Annotated in this window: 17 protein-coding genes; 6 read left to right on the plus strand and 11 right to left on the minus strand. The window is 61.3% G+C overall.

The window, feature by feature from the left end; translation table 11 throughout:
* Window positions 1–138: 138 nt before the first annotated feature.
* Both RO009_19540 and RO009_19545 read left to right on the plus strand, forming a co-directional pair.
* On the plus strand, window positions 139–1161 hold the full coding sequence (locus RO009_19540) for a zinc-binding dehydrogenase (protein MDT3687228.1): 1023 nt from the start codon (window positions 139–141) through the stop codon (window positions 1159–1161).
* A 176-nt stretch (window positions 1162–1337) separates the two neighbouring features.
* Window positions 1338–2240, plus strand: coding sequence for a lipid A biosynthesis lauroyl acyltransferase (locus RO009_19545; protein MDT3687229.1), 903 nt, complete (start codon window positions 1338–1340; stop codon window positions 2238–2240).
* A 75-nt stretch (window positions 2241–2315) separates the two neighbouring features.
* On the opposite strand, the gene RO009_19550 is transcribed toward RO009_19545, so the two are convergent.
* From RO009_19550 to RO009_19570, 5 genes are all read right to left on the minus strand, one after another.
* Window positions 2316–3368, minus strand: a complete 1053-nt coding sequence (locus tag RO009_19550; GenBank protein ID MDT3687230.1) for a polyamine ABC transporter substrate-binding protein — start codon at window positions 3366–3368, stop codon at window positions 2316–2318.
* Window positions 3369–3442: 74 nt separating this feature from the next.
* A complete protein-coding gene (locus tag RO009_19555; GenBank protein ID MDT3687231.1) occupies window positions 3443–3784 on the minus strand; it encodes a rhodanese-like domain-containing protein in 342 nt (113 codons plus the stop codon).
* A 60-nt stretch (window positions 3785–3844) separates the two neighbouring features.
* Entirely contained in the window at window positions 3845–5767 is a 1923-nt protein-coding gene (locus RO009_19560) for a potassium transporter Kup (protein MDT3687232.1), read from the minus strand.
* Between the two features lie 102 nt (window positions 5768–5869).
* Window positions 5870–6700 (minus strand): flagellar motor protein MotB, encoded by an 831-nt coding sequence (locus tag RO009_19565; protein ID MDT3687233.1) that lies wholly within the window; start codon window positions 6698–6700, stop codon window positions 5870–5872.
* A gap of 20 nt (window positions 6701–6720) precedes the next feature.
* Window positions 6721–7494 (minus strand): MotA/TolQ/ExbB proton channel family protein, encoded by a 774-nt coding sequence (locus tag RO009_19570; GenBank protein ID MDT3687234.1) that lies wholly within the window; start codon window positions 7492–7494, stop codon window positions 6721–6723.
* Window positions 7495–7678: 184 nt separating this feature from the next.
* Here RO009_19570 and RO009_19575 point away from each other — a divergent pair, with 184 nt between their 5' ends.
* The gene (locus tag RO009_19575; protein MDT3687235.1) at window positions 7679–9175 is read left to right on the plus strand and encodes a CoA-acylating methylmalonate-semialdehyde dehydrogenase; all 1497 of its coding nucleotides are present in this window, start codon (window positions 7679–7681) and stop codon (window positions 9173–9175) included.
* A 74-nt stretch (window positions 9176–9249) separates the two neighbouring features.
* Here RO009_19575 and RO009_19580 read toward each other — a convergent pair whose 3' ends face one another.
* Window positions 9250–10428: a hypothetical protein gene (locus tag RO009_19580; GenBank protein MDT3687236.1), complete on the minus strand. Its 1179-nt coding sequence runs from the start codon at window positions 10426–10428 to the stop codon at window positions 9250–9252.
* Window positions 10429–10650: 222 nt separating this feature from the next.
* Here RO009_19580 and RO009_19585 point away from each other — a divergent pair, with 222 nt between their 5' ends.
* From RO009_19585 to RO009_19595, 3 genes are all read left to right on the plus strand, one after another.
* A complete protein-coding gene (locus RO009_19585) occupies window positions 10651–11061 on the plus strand; it encodes a hypothetical protein (GenBank protein MDT3687237.1) in 411 nt (136 codons plus the stop codon).
* A gap of 4 nt (window positions 11062–11065) precedes the next feature.
* Window positions 11066–12505, plus strand: a complete 1440-nt coding sequence (locus tag RO009_19590; GenBank protein ID MDT3687238.1) for a hypothetical protein — start codon at window positions 11066–11068, stop codon at window positions 12503–12505.
* Window positions 12506–12627: 122 nt separating this feature from the next.
* Window positions 12628–13275 (plus strand): glutathione S-transferase family protein, encoded by a 648-nt coding sequence (locus RO009_19595; protein ID MDT3687239.1) that lies wholly within the window; start codon window positions 12628–12630, stop codon window positions 13273–13275.
* Here the strand turns inward: RO009_19595 and RO009_19600 are convergent.
* The 5 genes from RO009_19600 to pssA all read right to left on the minus strand — a co-directional run bounded on the left by RO009_19600 (window position 13272) and on the right by pssA (window position 17592).
* Complete coding sequence (locus tag RO009_19600; GenBank protein MDT3687240.1) at window positions 13272–14591, minus strand: TRAP transporter large permease; 1320 nt, start codon at window positions 14589–14591, stop codon at window positions 13272–13274. The two genes, RO009_19595 and RO009_19600, sit on opposite strands and share 4 nt — an antisense overlap.
* Window positions 14588–15097 carry a TRAP transporter small permease gene (locus RO009_19605; GenBank protein ID MDT3687241.1) on the minus strand — a complete coding sequence of 170 codons (510 nt, stop codon included), beginning with the start codon at window positions 15095–15097 and terminating at the stop codon, window positions 14588–14590. Before RO009_19605 ends, RO009_19600 begins: the two co-directional genes overlap by 4 nt.
* 4 nt (window positions 15098–15101) lie before the next feature.
* On the minus strand, window positions 15102–16148 hold the full coding sequence (locus tag RO009_19610) for a TRAP transporter substrate-binding protein (protein MDT3687242.1): 1047 nt from the start codon (window positions 16146–16148) through the stop codon (window positions 15102–15104).
* 79 nt (window positions 16149–16227) lie between these two features.
* On the minus strand, window positions 16228–16677 hold the full coding sequence (locus tag RO009_19615; protein ID MDT3687243.1) for an urease accessory protein UreE: 450 nt from the start codon (window positions 16675–16677) through the stop codon (window positions 16228–16230).
* 21 nt (window positions 16678–16698) lie between these two features.
* Complete coding sequence (gene pssA, locus RO009_19620; GenBank protein MDT3687244.1) at window positions 16699–17592, minus strand: CDP-diacylglycerol--serine O-phosphatidyltransferase; 894 nt, start codon at window positions 17590–17592, stop codon at window positions 16699–16701.
* Window positions 17593–17601 lie beyond the last annotated feature (9 nt).

Raw genomic sequence — 17601 nt, forward strand, 5'->3', positions numbered from 1 at the left:
CACTCGGGCCGCGCTTTGCGCGCTGCCGGGCGCCAGGCGTGACAACGACAGATGCGGGTTGACGCCGCCCTTCGCCGGGGGCTACCCAAGCGCACGTTTTCCCGCCCTTTTCGGCCGTTTCCCGGAGATATCGCGTCCATGCGTGCGCTTGCCTTGCTCGGTGACCGGAAGCTCGAGCTCACCGACCTGCCGCCCCCGCCCCCGCCCGGCCAGGACGAGGTCCAGATCCGGGTGCGCGCGGTCGCCCTGAACCACATCGACGTGTGGGGCTATCGCGGCATGGCTTTCGCCAAGCGCGCCTATCCGGTGGTGGTGGGCGTGGAAGCGGCCGGCGAAATCGCCGCGATCGGACCGGGCGTGACGCGGTTCAAGACCGGCGATCCGGTCGTGATGTATGGCGCGCTGACCTGCGGCAAGTGCAAATACTGCCTCGAAGGCCGCGACAATCTCTGTGAGAATGTCGGCGGCATCATGGGCTTCCATGTCGACGGTTTTGCGCGCGAATTGCTCAACATGCCCGAGCGTCTGGTGATTCCGGTGCCGAAGGGCGTGTCGATGCGCGACGCGGCCTGCGCGCCCGTCGCCTTCTCCACCGTCGAGCACATGCTGTTCGACAATGCCAAGCTGCAGCCGGGCGAAACCATCCTCGTACACGCCGCGGGGTCAGGCATCGGCTCGGTTGCGATCAAGATGGCGAAACAACTCGGCTGCACTGTCATCACCACCGTCGGCAGCGACGACAAGATCGAGAAGGCGAAGGCGATCGGCGCCGATCATGTCATCAATTACCGCACCGACCGGTTTGAAGGCCGGGTGCGCAAGCTCACCAACAAGAAGGGCGTCGATGTGGTGTTCGAGCATGTCGGCGGCGAAGGCTTCAACGGCTCGCTGCTCTGCCTGAAGAAGGGCGGGCGCCTTGTCACTTGCGGCTCGACCGCGGGCCCGACCGTGACCATCAACCTGATGCAGCTTTTCCAGCAACAGTACAAAATCCTTGCGTCGTTCGGCGCGTCGATGAAGAACATCCGCGACAGCCTCGACAAGATGGCGGGTGGCTTGTTGCCGGTGATCGACACGGAGGTTGGATTGGAGGACCTTGAGAAAGGCCTGGCACGCCTCGAAGGCCGGCAGGTGTTCGGCAAGGTGATCGTCAACTTCTGATGCACGAGTCCGCTTACAGACCTAACGGGTCGTCGCCGCGAAAGCGGGGATCCATAGCGACAGACAATGGTGTCTGCACTATCTGCACGCGGTTCTCAGTGCTGCCTGGGCTCAGTGCTTCAAGTTTGTCGCTCAGAGAGGATGGGTCCCCGCTTTCGCGGAGACGACGGTGAGGCATGCGCATCCGGATTCCAGACGGCATCCGTGACGCCGTTGTCGGCAATCTCGCGGTCGGGCTGATCAAGCTCGTCCGTCTCACCGATCCGCACAAGATGTCGGATTTCGCCGGCTGGGTGATGCGCAAGATCGGCCCGAAGCTGCGCGAGCACAGGATCGGCCGCGCCAATCTCATTGCTGCATTCCCGGAAAAGTCGCCGGAGGAAATCGAGAAAATTCTTGCTGGCGTCTGGGACAATCTCGGCCGCATCGGCATCGAATTCGCCCATCTCGACCGCATCTGGGACCACGATCCGAACAATCGCGGCAAGAGCCACATCGACTTCTCGCCCGAGAGCGAGGAGCGCTTCATCCGGCTGCGCGACGACGGCAAGCCGGCGCTCATTTTTGCCGCGCATCTCGGAAACTGGGAAATGCCGGCGCTTCCCGGCGCGGCGCATGGGCTGCCGAGCGCGGTACTCTACCGCGCGCCGAATATCGGCGCGGTCGCCGACATGGTGCTGAAGACCCGCGGCGTGAATATGGGACGCCTGATCAAGACCGGCCTTGACGCGCCGATGAAGACCGCTGACGCGCTCGCCGAAGGCCTGCATGTCGGCATGCTGGTCGACCAGTATTATGTGCGCGGCGTGCCGGTGACCTTTTTCGGACGCCAGACCAATGCCAACCCGCTGATCGCCCGCCTCGCCCGCCAGGTCGATTGCCCGATCCACGGCGTGCGCGTGATCCGCCGGCCCAACCGCCGCTTCTTCGCCGAACTGACCGAAGAGGTGAAGCCGGTGCGCGACGCCGAAGGCAAGATCGACATCGCCGGCACCATGCAGGCGATCACCGATGTGGTGGAGGCTTGGGTGCGCGAAACGCCGGAGCAATGGCTCTGGCTGCACAGAAGGTGGCGGTAGTTTTTCCCTCCCCCTTGTGGGGAGGGTGGCGAGCGAAGCGAGCGACCCTCCCCACAAGGGGGAGGGTAAGAATCCTCACCGTCCCGTCTTCACCCTGGTCCAGAGCCGGTTCAACAGCCGCTGCGTCTTCTGGTCGTGCGCGGTGATGATGTAGAGGCTCTTCATCGTCTCGGCGTCGGGATAGACCGAGCGATCTTCCAGCACCGCCTTGTCGATGAGTTTCTGGCTCGCCAGATTGCCGTTGGCGTAGGAAATGAAATTGGAATTCTTCGCCGCAACCTGCGGGTCCATCATGTAATTAATGAAGGCGTGCGCCTCCTCGACATTCTTCGCGTCCTTCGGGATCGCGAAATTGTCGAACCACATCTGCGCGCCTTCCTTCGGGATCGCGTAGCCGATCTCGATCTTGTTCCTGGCTTCCTGCGCGCGCTTCTGCGCCTGCTTGATGTCGCCGGACCAGCCGACCACCAGACAGATTTCGCCGGTGGCGAGCGAGGTGATGTATTCGGAGGAATGGAACTTGCGCACCGAGGGGCGCACCTTGGTGAGAAGCTCGGCCGCCTTTTCGAGATCGGCGGGGTTCTTACTGTTGGGATCGAGGCCGAGATTGCGCAAGGCGGCCGGCATGATGTCATCCGAGGAATCCAGCATCATCACGCCGCAATCCTTGAACTTCGCGAGATTCTCCGGCTTGAAGACGATATCCCAGTTATCGATCTTCGCGTCCTTCCCGAGGATTGCCTTCGCCTTCTCGACATTGTAGCCGATGCCGGTCGTTCCCCACATGTAGTTGACCGCGAATTGGTTGCCCGGATCGTAGGTCGCGAGGCGGTTCGTCACCTCCGGCCATGCATGCGACAGGTTCGGGATCTTGCTCTTGTCCAGCTTCTGGAACAGACCAGCCTTGATCTGGCGCTCCAGGAAATAGGCCGTGGGCACCACCACGTCATAGCCGGACTTGCCGGCGAGCAGCTTGGTTTCCAGCGTGTCGTTGGAATCGAAGGTGTCGTAGCGGACCTTGATGCCGGTCTTTTTTGTGAAGTCGGCGATCACGTTCGGATCGATGTAATCCGACCAATTGTAGATATTGACCACCCGTTCGCTTTGCGCAGCGGCGGGACAGGCCATCAGCGCAGCGAGAGACGCGGCTGCGACAGCCGAAGCAAAGGACAATCGTCGCATGATGGTTTGCCCGCTCTGCTTCAGGAACCGGTCTTGGTGGGAAGGCCCGCCGCCTTCCATGCCAGAATGCCGCCGGCGAGATGAGAGTCATAAGGCAAACCGGCCTCCTGCGCGGCGAGCGAAGCCGTGACCGAGCGCTTGCCGGACCGACAGGCGAAGACCACCTGCTTGCCCTGAGGATCGGGAATGGCGGAGAGGTCGAAGCCCTGCAGGGGCACCAGAACCGCGTCCGGATAACTTTCCACCCCCGTCTCGTTGGGCTCGCGCACGTCGACCAGCAGCATCCGACCTTCGGTGATGCCGCGGGCCACCTCCTCCGGCGTCAAATCCCTCACACTCGGCTTGCGACTGAAAAGACCCATCAGACACCTCAATCGACCACTGCGCGCCAGCTTTGATTTAGGACGTTCGGAACGTGAAAGCTACACCGTCACCTGTGTCCCGACCTCGACCACCCGTCCTGTCGGAATCTGGAAGAAGTCCGTCGCGTCGCTCGCCCCCCTAGCCAGCTTGATGAAGAGACGGTCCTGCCAGGCGGGCATGCCCGACTGCGGGGTCGGCTTGAGCGAACGACGGGAGAGGAAGAACGACGTGGACATGATGTCGAACGTCCATCCTTGCTTGCGGGCGATCGCCAGCGCTTTCGGCACGTTGGGCTGTTCCATGTAGCCGAACTTGAGTGCGATGCGGCTGAAGTGGGGCGAAACCGGCGTGATGGTCACGCGCTCCTCGTCGGTCACGCGCGGCGTGTCGGACGTGACGATCGTCAGAACCACGTTGTGTTCGTGCAGAATCTTGTTGTGCTTGAGATTGTGCATGAGCGCCGTCGGCGCGAAGGCCGGATCGGCTGTCAAGAACACGGCCGTACCTGCCACGATATTCGGCGGCTTTTTTTCCAGGCTGCGCAGCAGCGAGTCGAGCGGTACTTCGTGCTTGCGGGTCTTGTCCGCCAGCAAACGGGTTCCGCGCCGCCAGGTCAGCATGATCAGGACGATCACGGCGCCGAGCAAGACCGGGACCCAGGCGCCTTCCAGCAGCTTCAGACCGGTCGCGACGAAAAACGCCAAATCGACCACCATAAACGGCACCATGAGCAACAACACCGTCGTCAATCGGTATTGCCAGAATTTCCAGATCACAACGAAGCCAAGGATGGTTGTCATGAGCTCTGTCGCCGCAACGGCCAACACATAAGAGGAGGCCAAGGCGCTGGAGCTGCGGAACATCAGCACCAGCAAGAGCACGCCGATCAAGAGAATCGTGTTCACCCGCGGCATGAAAATCTGGCCGTAATGCGCGGCCGACGTGTGCCTGATCTCGAGACGCGGCAGGAGACCGAGCTGAATCGCCTGCTGCGTCAGGGAATAAGCGCCGGTGATCACCGCCTGGCTTGCGATGACGGTCGCGATGGTCGCAAGCCCGATCATCGGCAACAGAAATCCTTCCGGCACCAGATTGTAGAAGGGATCGCGGATCGCAACCGGATTCGCCAGCACGAGTGCGCCCTGACCAAAGTAATTCAAGAGCAGGCAGGGCAACACAACCACCAACCATGCCATCTGGATCGGCTTGCGCCCGAAATGCCCGAGATCGGCGTATAATGCCTCGCTGCCGGTCGCGACCAGAAACACCGCGCCCATGGTCAGCAGTCCGATCAATCCATTCTGCCACAGGAACACGACGCCGTAATAAGGATTCAGCGCATAAACGACGCGCAGGTCGTCGGCGATATGAAACGCTCCCAAAGCCCCGATCGTAATGAACCATACAAGGGTGATCGGGCCGAAGAGAATTGCGACCTTTCCGGTTCCATGCGACTGGACCGCAAACAGACCGGCAAGGATCACCACCGTCAGCGGCACGATGTAATGATCGAAATATGGTGAAACTTCCTTCAGTCCTTCAACCGCCGACATGACCGACAGAGCGGGCGTGATGAACGAGGAGCCGTAGAACATCGAGGCGCCGATAACACCCAAGATCAACACCAGAGGTGCCCGGTGTCCGAGAACGCGGAAGGCCAATGCCGTAAGCGAAAGCGTGCCTCCCTCACCGTTGTTGTCGGCACGCAGCAGGATCACGACGTATTTGATGGTGACCACAAGGATCAGCGTCCAAATGATCAGGGACAGGATGCCCAGCACTGTCGCTTCGGTGATGAATCCTTCGGCGTCGCCGTTCGCGGCTTTTGCCGCTTCACGGAAGGCGTAAAGCACGCTGGTACCGATGTCACCATAAACGACGCCGACGCTGCCAAGCGTCAGAGCCAGGAAATTCGGCTGAGCGCTCACCCCGGGGCCGCTGGTTTCCGGACCGGCCGAGACACTCACTGGGGCGTTCGTCATGGAACCGACTAATGATGCGCCACGAGACGCGGCGGCTTATCCCACCCTGCTGGCGCCTGCAACATGCTTTTAGAAGGCGATGTTGCAGTCACCCGAACATCCTCAGGGTTTGAAATTGGCAGGGAGCGGCGGCTCTTCCTTCATCAGGGTGATCGTGACCCGGCGATTGGCCGCAATATAGGGGTCGTCCGGGAAGAGCGGCTGCGTGTCGGCCCGGCCGGCGATCATGTAAATATGGGATGGAGGGACCCCCTCCTCCTCCAGAATCTGCCGGATGGCGTTGGCACGATCGGCGGACAGATCCCACGGCCCGTAACCGCGGCGCGGCGGCAGCTTGCTCGCGGAGGTATGGCCGGTGATGGAGAGGCGGTATGGCATGCCGCGCAACTGCGTGGCCAGTTTCTGGACGACGCGGCGCGTGCGCTCATAGGGCTCCTTGGCGCCATCGGCGAACATCGAGCGGCCATCCTGATCCACGATCTCAATATTGAGCCCGTCCTTGGTTTCCTCAAACATGATGTGTTTGGAGATTTCCGACAATTCCGGCATCTCCTGCATCGCCTGTCGCAGCGACGCCGCGGCCAGCGCGAAAGCGCGCTCCTGCTTCAGCTTGAGACCATATTGCCGATTGTGATCCTGCTCGTCGGGGGCCGGCGTGTTGGTTGAATCTTCCGGATTGATGCGCGCGGCGTTCTTGAGACGCGGCCGCGTTGGCAGACCATCCACCTCGATGATGCCGGAATAGCGCACATTCTGCTGCACGCCGAATGCATCGCGCATGGAGCCAGCCACGATCTGCAGCTTGGCACTGTCCTGAGTGGAGAACGCGACCAGCATTACGAAGAAGGCGACAAGCAGGCCCATAAGGTCGGCGAAGGTGACAAACCACCCGTGCCCGCCGCCATGCCCGCCGCCGTGTTTTTTCCTAGCCATGATCGTCGCCCGGCGCCGCGCTAGGCGGCCGCCAGCTCGCCCTCTTCGTGGCGATGTTTCTCAGGGAGATAAGCCAGCAGCATTTCACGCACCAGGGCCGGCGACTTGGCGTCGCGGATCATCAGGATGCCGTCGATGATCAAGGTACGGTTGATGTCCTCATCATGCAGCTTGAGCTGCAGCTTGTCGGCGATCGGCAGGCAGAACAGGTTGGCGACGGCGGCGCCGTAGAAGGTCGCGAGCAGCGCCACCGCCATATAGGGACCGAGCTTGGAGGGGTCAGTCATGTTGGCAAACATCTGCACCATGCCGATCAGCGTACCGACCATGCCGAAAGCCGGCGCGCAATCGCCGATGGCGCGGTAGATTTTCTGGCCTTCGTCGAGGTGGGTGATGAAATTGTCGCGGTCGCGCTCGAGATTGTCGCGGATGAAGTCCGCGTCATAGCCGTCCGCGACATAGCGCACGCCCTTGGCGAGAAAGGGATCGTCGACCTCCACGCGTTCAAGGCCGATGGGTCCCTGCTTGCGCGCGATTTCGGCCAGGGCTGCGATCTCGTCGACCAGATCGCGCTGCGTCATGCGGCGCAGCGTGAAGGCGAATTTCATGCCGATCGGAACGCCGTGAAAGATCGACGTGAGCGGGAAGCGGATCAGGGTTGCGGCAAACGAACCCCCGAAAATGACGATTGCGGCGTGCGAATCCAGAAACATGCCGAGATCGCCACCCATCAAAATAAGGGTGACAAGAACGACGAGCCCGGCGAGAAGACCCAGACCGGTTGCAATATCCATAAAACGCTACCCCAACGCCACGCAATACATGCCCTTCCTGGGCAGACCCTTCTGGGCCTTGGCACATTAGGCTGCGTGCGCTTAAAGGAGCGTAAAGCCTAACGGCGGGCATGCCGCCGCGGGGCCGCCGGTCTTTCGCGACCGGCAGTTAATCGTTAAGAAAAATCAAGAGCGGAGAGAGCACATGCGTGAAATTGGCCACTTCATCGGCGGAAAGTCCGTCTCAGGCAAATCAAGCCGGTTCGGCGAGGTGTTCGATCCGAATACGGGTGAGGTCCAGGCCAAGGTGGCGCTGGCCAGCCGCGCCGAGGTCGAGGCTGCCATCGCCAATGCCGAGGCGGCCCAGCCCGCCTGGGCGGCGACCAACCCGCAGCGCCGCGCCCGGGTGATGTTCAAGTTTCTGGAGCTGATCCAGAAGGAAATTGAGCCGCTCGCCAAGGTGCTCTCCTCCGAGCATGGCAAGGTGCTGTCCGACGCCAAGGGCGATATCCAGCGCGGCGTCGAGGTGGTGGAATTCGCCTGCGGCATTCCGCATCTGATGAAGGGGGAATACACGGACGGCGCCGGTCCCGGCATTGACCTCTATTCGATGCGGCAGCCGCTCGGCGTGGTCGCCGGCATCACCCCGTTTAATTTCCCGGCAATGATCCCGATGTGGAAATTCGCGCCGGCCATCGCCTGCGGAAATTCCTTCATTCTCAAGCCGTCGGAGCGGGATCCTTCTGTGCCGATGCGGCTTGCTGAACTGATGCTTGAAGCGGGCCTGCCGGCGGGCGTGCTCAATGTCGTCAACGGCGACAAGGAAGCGGTCGACGCCCTGCTGACCGATCCGCGCGTGAAGGCCATCGGCTTTGTCGGCTCGACGCCGATTGCCGAATACATCTACACGACAGGCTGCGCGCACGGAAAGCGCGTACAGTGCTTCGGCGGCGCCAAGAACCACATGATCGTGATGCCGGACGCCGACATGGATCAGGCGGTCGATGCGCTGGTCGGCGCGGGCTACGGCGCGGCCGGCGAGCGCTGCATGGCGATCTCGGTCGCTGTGCCGGTCGGCGAGAAAACCGCCGATGCGCTGGTGAAAAAACTGATCCCGCGCGTCGAGGCGCTGAAGATCGGCACCTCCACCGACCCCAGCGCCGATTACGGCCCGATGGTCACCAAGGCGCACCTCAACAAGGTGAAGGGCTATGTCGATCTCGGCATCAAGGAAGGCGCCAAGCTCCTGGTCGATGGCCGTAATTTCAAGCTGCAAGGCTACGAGAACGGCAATTTCATGGGCGGCTGCCTATTCGACCAGGTCAAGCCAGACATGAAAATCTACAAGGAGGAGATTTTCGGCCCTGTCTTGTCCGTCGTACGCGCCAAGGATTACGAAGAGGCCGTGCGTCTCCCCTCCGAGCACGAATACGGCAACGGCGTCTCGATCTTTACCCGCGACGGCGACACCGCGCGCGATTTCACCCAGCGCGTCAGTGTCGGCATGGTCGGCGTCAACTTCGCGATTCCCGTGCCGCTCGCCTATCACACCTTCGGGGGCTGGAAGCGCTCCGGCTTCGGCGATCTCAACCAGCACGGCCCGGATTCGATCCGCTTCTACACCAAGACCAAGACCGTCACCTCGCGCTGGCCGTCCGGCACCAAGGAAGGGGCGGAATTCACCATTCCGACGATGCGATAGGACGGATATTCGCGAAATACCCCACCCGCGAAGCGAACCGCGGGTGGGGTAAAATTTTGCGGAATGCAGGCGGGCTAATGTCCCGCCGGATGATTCCATTCCGGCAGCAACACGATGCTGTTCGGATTGAAACCCTGATCCTTCAGCGCGTTGACGCTGTCCACCACCTCGCCCTTGGTGAGATCGATAACCGTGATCGAGCCGTCGCTCATGCCGGGCAGATTGAGCAAGGAGTTCTGCACGAAGGCGAACTTTTCATCTTTGGTGATCGCGACATGATGGGCGCCCTCGGCCGCCGGAATTGACTTCTGCAATACCGGCTGGGCAGGCGACCTGCTGATGTCGAAGACATGCAGATGCCCTGGCTTGGCGGTCGTAACATACAGCCGGTCCGCCTTGCCGTTGAAATAGATCTCAAGCGGAACGCCGGCTTTGACCGTCGCGAAGTCGAATGCCTGCGCGACGTCGAAATCCTTCTTCTCCGCGTTCCATGTGGCGGTCCAGAGCGTTCCGCCATTCATGTTGGTGATGTAAGCCACCGGCGGATTGGCACCCGGGACGAACAGGATCTCGACCGGAGCCTCGCCCGAGGGTGACGGCTTGCTCGAGAGCTTGTGGCTCGACAGCACGTTGCCTGTGCTGGCTTCGACAACGGTAATCGTCTCGCCGGGATCGCCGAGGTCCGTCGCGCGGACGGTGCTGGTCAGCAGCAGGCGATCGATGCCGTTATGCACCGCGATGCCATGCGGATAAGGCTTCGGCAACGTAACGGATTTGGCCGGCTGATCGGTGACCGCGTCGCCAATGATCAATTTCCCCGATCCCATGCAGGTCAGGTACCAGGTCTTGTTGTCGTCCGAAAAAACGACGTCCTCCCCCACCTGGCAATCCGGCACCAATACCGTCTTCGCCGCGAAAGGCCGCTTCGACATGTCGATCACGCGCAATTCCGGTTTGCCCAGAGCGTTGACATATGCCTTGGAGGAATCACGATTGTAGAAAATATGATGCGCGACCAGATCGGGTGGCAACGGAAGGTTTTCCACGGTCTTTCCGTAATTCGGCGAGGCCGGATTAACGTCGATGACGGCGATACCTTCCTGCCGTTTTTGCCCGGGGACCGGACTCTTGAAGGCTTTCAGGGCCTCGGGTGATTTGCTTTCGTAATTGAGCATCGCGAGGATTTCGGCATGTCCGGCAGATGGCCAAGCGAGACTGGCCGTTAAAGCCGCGACAGCAAAGGCGCGCTTCATGGTAGCCTCCCGTGAGAACTGATCTCGAATTTTTCGCTTCTAAATTTTCACCGCCGGGCGGGCTCAGCCCGCGATAAAATCAACGGCGGGTTTCAGTTTGGCCCGCGCCCGGAGCAACATCTTTTCGGCACGATGCATTGAAGGCATACATCATGTCCGCGCCGGTACCTGCGCAGGTCGATGAACCGTACAATGTTTCCGTCTGGATCGGAAGCGCGATTCATGATCCCGGGACGCGGGCCTGAAACAATGGTCTTCCGTGCAACCAAGGCGATGTATTTGTTGGCCTTGATTTTCTTCGGATTCATTGAGCCGTGTTCGGCGCAAGTCAGCACCGGCAATATCCGCCGCTTCGATTTGCGGATTGAAAACGGCAAGGTCATCGCCAACCTGCGGGCGATCACAGTGCGCCGCGGCGACGCCGTCGAACTTGCATGGAGCGCCGACCAGCGCACGACATTGCATCTGCATGGCTATGACATCGAAACCACGGTCGATCGCGACACGCCTGGCGTGATGGCGTTCATGGCGCGCGCGACGGGCCGCTTTGCCATCGAGATCCATTCATCTGATGGCAGTGGAGCGCCCGGCCGTCACAGAACATTGATGTATCTCGAAGTTCATCCGCGGTGATCAATTGATCGCGCTGGCCGCCATAAGAGTTGCTGCAGGCCTTGGCCTCCTCGCGGCCCTGCATACTGAGGCAGCGGCGCATGGACTCGGCCAGCGCTATGACCTGCCGCTGCCGCTCAACTTCTATCTGCTTGCGTCCGGTGCGGCGGTCGCCGTGTCCTTTGTCATTCTTGCTGTGTTCATGCGCCGGCCGCAGGATGCTTCGTACCGCTTATCTGCACATCCCTTGCTCCACGGCACCATTTCTTCTCCGGTCGTCATCGCCGTTCAAATTCTATCCGTCGCCATTCTGGCGTTGCTGGTTGCCGCCGGCCTGTTCGGGCGTCAGAATCCTTTCAAGAACATCACACCCGTCACGACTTGGGTGATCTATTGGGTGGGCGTGACCCTGCTGTCGGCCTTTGTCGGAAATTTATGGCCGCTGTTAAGTCCCTGGACCGCGGCCTTTGATTTCGCCGAAAGCGCGGTGCAGCGCCTTACAGGCAAGAGCCTGCAGTTGCACCTTCCCTACCCGGCCCGGCTTTCCGCATGGCCGGCCTGCATACTGTTCCTCATCCTTGTCTGGTTCGAGCTCGTGGCGACCGATCGCGACGTGCCGCGCTATATCGCGACCGCACTCATCATCTATTCCGGCCTCACCTGGGCCGGGTTCGTCATCTTCGGACGCGACATCTGGAACACGAACGGCGAAGCCATTTCGGTCGCTCTCGGACTCTTTGGCCGGTTTGCTCCATTGCGTGTGCATCGCGATCAATGCTGGCACTGGAGCCTGCATCCTTATGGCTCCGGCCTGCTCGCTCAACAGCCGCTCGATCCGGCGATGACGGCATTCACACTTCTGATTCTGGGAAGTGTTACAGTCGATGGCCTGATGGAAACGCCTCTGTGGGCCGCGACGGCGGAATGGCTGCTCGGCACAAACGGCGCCAGCTTTCAGCGAACCTACAGCCTGCTCGCAACGGCGCTGCTTGTTGCCGGTCCGCTCGCCCTGGCCGCCCTCTATCTCTTTGTCATCGCATTGATGACACGGATCGCAGGCGGCAAGGGCTTTGTGGCGCTGGCCGGCCTGTTCGTTCTCACCCTCGTGCCCATCGCCATCGCCTATCATCTCGCCCATTATTTTTCGCTGCTGATGATTGCTGGTCAATTCATCATCCCGCTGGCTTCCGATCCCTTTGGTTTTAAGTGGGACCTGTTCGGCACTACGCTTTACCGGATCGACATCAGCATCGTGGATGCGCGGTTCATCTGGTATCTGTCGGTGATCGCTATCGTCTGCGGCCACATCATCGCGGTATGGCTCGCGCATGTCATCGCCTTCCGCATCTACTACAATGCGAGCATCGCGCGGCGCAGCCAATATCCCATGCTGGCCCTGATGATCGGCTACACGATGCTGAGCCTGTGGATTCTCGCCCAGCCGATCGTCGAGCCGGCGAGATGATAGGCCTGTGAATCTTGTTCGCGGGACGCCATGCTGCCGATTTTCCTTTTCAGCCGTCAACCACGGACTAGAATGGCTCCGCTGCTCTCCGCGCTTCACCGCATTTCCCCGAAGGATCGCGCATGTCCGACTACAAGCTTTATTGTTTTGCCCAATCCGGCAACGCCTATCGCGCCGCGCTGATGCTCAACCTGATCGACGCCAAATGGGAGCCGATCCATGTCGATTTCTTCGGCAAGCGCGAGCAGCTAACCCCCGCCTATCGGGAAAACGTCAACGAAATGGGCGAAGCGCCCGTGCTCGTCCATGGTGAGAAGAAGCTCACCCAGTCCGGCGTCATTCTCACCTATCTCGCGGAACATACCGGCAAATTTCACCCGCAGACAGAAGACGAGCGGCTCGAGGCGCTGCGCTGGATCATTTTCGACAATCAGAAGGTGAACGGCTTTCTCGGCCCGTATCGTTTCCTGAAAAACTTCGCCAAACCTGCGGCTGATCCCGCGGTGCTCAACTTCCTGAAAGGACGCATCGACAACAATCTTGCCATCGTCGACAAGCGGCTGGGCAAAGCGCCGTATCTCGTCGGCGACCATCCGACCATCGCCGACATCTCAATGACGGGCTATCTCTATTATCCGGTCGAGGAATTCGGCTTCGATATCGCCGGCACGCACAAGAACATTGCGGCCTGGCTCGGGCGCATCAAGGCCCTGCCCGGCTGGAAGCATCCCTATGATCTGATGCCGGGGCATCCTTTGGCGGCCACCTAATCCAGCACCCGCACCAGCCAGAGCGCCAGTGCCGGAAATGCGGCCACCAAACCCAGCCGCACGATATCGGCGGCGATGAACGGCACGACGCCGCGATAGGTCGCCATCATCGGCACGTCGCGAGCAATGGCCGACACGACGAAGACGTTCAGTCCTATTGGCGGACATGTCAGCCCGATGCCGACAACGATCAGCACCAGGATGCCAAACCAGATCGCAGTCTCGTCCGGCGGCAGGCCGAAATCGAGCGCGGAGACAATCGGGAAGAACACTGGCAGCGTCAGCAGGATCATCGCCAGTTCGTCCATGACGGCGCCCAACAGAATGTAAAACAGCATCAGGACGGCGATGACGCCGAGCGGTGGCAGGCCGAATCCAGTCACGAATTGCGCGGCCTTTTCCGGCAATTGCGAGCGGCCGAGAAAGGCATCGAACACTTCAGAGCCGAGGATGATGATGAAGATCATTGCCGAGGTTTCCGCCGTCTGCAGCAGCGAATCCCTGAATTCCGCCCAGCCGAGCGTGCGCTGCGCCAGCGCGATCACGATCATCGAAACGGCGCCGACGCCGGCGCCTTCCGTCGGCGTGAACACGCCGCCATAGATGCCGCCGACCACGACCACCGCGACCAGCAGCACCGGCCAGACCGCCAGCAACGTCCTGACGCGCTCCTTGCCGCCCACCTTGCCGTGCGCCGGCGCGACGTCGGGATTGCGATGAGCGATCAGCGCAATCACGATGCAATAGAAAACGGCCGCCATCAGCCCCGGAACGAGCGCAGCCTTGAACAGCTTGGCGATGTTCTGTTCGGTCGTGATCGCATAGACGACCAAAATGATAGATGGCGGAATGAGAATGCCGAGCGTGCCGCCGACGGCGATGGCGCCGGTGGCAAAGCCCGGCGCGTAGCGATAGCGCTTGAATTCCGGCAGGGTGGCGCGCGCGAACGTCGCCGTGGTTGCGACAGAAGAGCCGCAGATCGCGCCAAACGCCGTGCAGGCCCCGATCAGGGCCATGCCGAGCCCGCCGCGCCGGTGCCCGATTAGGCCTGCGGCGGCCGTGAACAATTTGGTCGAAAGGCCGGAGCGTTCCGCGATCGCGCCCATCAGGATGAACAGCGGAATGACCGACAAGGTGTAGTTGGAGAACAGGTAGAACGGCGTCGTGTTCATGTAGCTGAGGAACGCCGTCCAGCCGGAGAAATAGACAAAGCCGGCGCTGCCGGTGATAAACATGGCGAGACCGACCGGCATGCGCAGCGCGATCAGCACCAGCATGGCAAGGAAGCCGAATCCGGCAACCGTAGCAGGATTCATGCCCGACCCCGGATCAGGCGCAGCGATGTCGCGACGGCAACGACGCCGAGAAACCCTGCGGCAACCGCGCACGCGGAAACCGCCCAGCCGGTCGGCAGACCAAGAATCATCGACACGGTGTTGCTGCGCATCGTGTCCCAGGCGCCGACGGCCAGACGCCAAGCGATGACAAATGCCGTGCCGGCATAGACAAGGTCCCAGAGCGCGTCGAGCAGATCACGTGCGCGCGGCGACATATGCGTGGTGAAACTGTCGACCACGATATTGCCGCGGCGCGACTGGCAGAGCGGAAAGAACGCAAAGATGGTCAGCGCGGTGCCAATCTGCACGAGCTCGATATCGCCCGGCACCTGACTGTTGAACAACCAGCGCAGGCAGACATGAACAGTGACCATCGCCGCAAGGCCCACCGACAAAAGTCCGCCGGCAATCGCCAGCAGGCGTGTCGGGGCGGCCAGCGGTCTGTCACGGATCCGCTGTCCGCCCTCCCCGATGGTGTCGGTCATTCGCTCAGCTCTTGCCGTATTTGGCAATCGCCGCCTTGGCGTCGGCGAGCAGCTTCTCGCCCTTCAGCCCCTTGTCCTTGGCCTGTTTCAGCCAGTTGTCGACGACCGGCTGGGTCGCCTTCTGCCAGCGCGCCGATTCTTCCTTGGACAGTTCGGTAACGGTGTTGCCGCGCTTCCTCACCGCCTCCTCGACGGCGATCGCCTGCTCATCCCACATCTTTCCGGCGAGTTCAGCAAAGGCCATACCGGAATTCTGATCCAGTACCTTCTTCAGATCGGCCGGCAGACCGTCATATTTCGGCTTGTTCATCGCGATGACGAAGGTTGCGGTGTAGAGCGTCGGCGAACCGAAAATCTCGGTGTGATACTTGACCAGTTCCTGCACCTTGATCGCCGGCACGACTTCCCACGGCACCACGCAGCCGTCGATCACCCGCTGTGCCAGCGCTTCCGGCACCTGCGGGATCGGCATCGGAATGCCATTGGCGCCAAGCGCCTTCAGCGCCTCGCCGGCAAGGCGTGTCGGCGAACGCAGCTTCAGGCCCTTCAGGTCATCCATGCTCTTGACCTGCTTGGACGCATGGACAAGCCCATGATCGTGCGCCCAGACGCAAAGCGCCTGCGTCTCCTTGAACTCGTCGCGCAGATTGTCAGCGTAGAAATCCTGCACCGCTTTCGCGTTCACGATCGCGTTCTTGTGCGGGACGAAGGGCAATTCGAACACTTCGATCTTCGGGAACCGGCCGGGCGTCGATCCCGGCAGGGTCCACACGATATCGGCGACGCCATCGCGCGCCTGATCGTAGAGCTGCGGCGGCGTTCCACCGAGCTGCATGGAGGGAAAGATATCGATCTTCAGCTTGCCGCCGGAATCCTGCTCGATCTTCTTTACCCACGGCGTCAACAACCGCGTATGCACGTTCGAAACGGGCGGCAGAAAATGATGCAGTCGCAACGTCACTTGCGACTGACCGAAGGCCGTGCGGGAGACAGCCGGCGCGGCAACGGCCGCACCCGCGAGTTTGATGAATTGACGACGATGAAATGCCATGGGGTCCCTCCCTTGCGCCGACTTCTACGGTCGGTTTCATTTGCAACTATGCTACCCATTTTCACAGCGCGGTAAAGGCCTAACCTCCGCTCGGCACACCAGCATAGGCGCCGCCTTCCGGCTCGAACGGTGCATCGATGGCGATGATCCTGACCGTGGCGTCGCTTAGCAGGACGCTGACAGCCGGATCGCGCCTCACACGCAGACGCCGCTCCGAAATATCGACGGGAAGATGGCGGTCACCGAGCATCCAGGCGATCCGCGCAAGATCGGACGAACTGGCCGCGCGTACTTCATAGAGTGGCTCCGGACGCGCGACAATTTCGATCAGCGCATCGTCGTCCAGGATCAATCGGTCGTCGGTCTGCAGGCGCACCGATTGCGTCAGGGCCATCTCGATCCGTGTGCCGCGCAGGGCAGTATGCGAACCTTCCGGCCTCTGTCGCTGCTCATAATTGAGCAGCAGGGTATCGACGAGACGCAGATCGCTTACCGTTCCGGCCGGCAGCACGGCAATCGCGCGTCTCATCGCAGCCACATGAGATTCCGGTTAGTTCAAACGGCCCGGACGTTCGCTGTCTTCGCCGCCTGGCAACATCGGCGACACCGGCGGTGAACCGGCGGCTCCCGCCGCCGGGGCCGCGGCAGTTCCGGCAGCGGCGGTCGCTGCGTCCTGCGCCTTGTAACGCTGATAGGCGAGCCAGCCGAAGGGGAGCGAGGCAAGATAACAGACGGTGCCGATGGTCAGCACCCACCACGGATAGCTGACGAGCAAGGCGACAAACAAAACCACGACAACAAAAATCGGCAGCACCCGATCCGGCGGCACCCGTTTGCCAAACTGCTTGCCCGAAAACACCGGCAAGGTCGACACCAGCAGGAATGAAACGATCAGCGTGTAGATCAGCGCGACGACGGTGAACCGCTGCATGCCGAGCAGATTGAGATAGATCGGCAGCATGACGATGATGGCGCCGGCCGGCGCCGGCACGCCGGTGAAGAAATTGCCGGCCCAGGCGGGCTTTGTCGGATCGTCCGCCATCACATTGAAGCGGGCGAGCCGAAGTACCATGCAGATGGCGAAGACAAGCGAGGCGATCCAGCCAACCGAGCCCAGATCGTTCAGCCCCCAGAAATAGAGAATGAGGCCCGGCACCACGCCGAAATTCACGAAGTCGGCCAGGCTGTCGAGTTCCGCCCCGAAGCGGGACTGGCCCTTGAGCATGCGCGCAAGCCGACCGTCCACGCCGTCCAGCATGGCGGCAAACACGATGGCGCCCAAGGCCCATTCCAGGCGCCCCTCAATGGCGAGTCGGATCGCCGTCAGGCCGGCGCAGAGCGACAGCAGGGTGATGAAGTTGGGCAGCAGGACCCGCACCGGAATGGCGCGAAAACGCTTTTTCCGGGCGGCCAGGCGGTCGGGATCGATCGGTGGGAACAGCATATCGGCAAT

Origin of the sequence: Pseudorhodoplanes sp. (genome assembly GCA_032027085.1) — a bacterium.
Classification (GTDB): domain Bacteria; phylum Pseudomonadota; class Alphaproteobacteria; order Rhizobiales; family Xanthobacteraceae; genus Pseudorhodoplanes.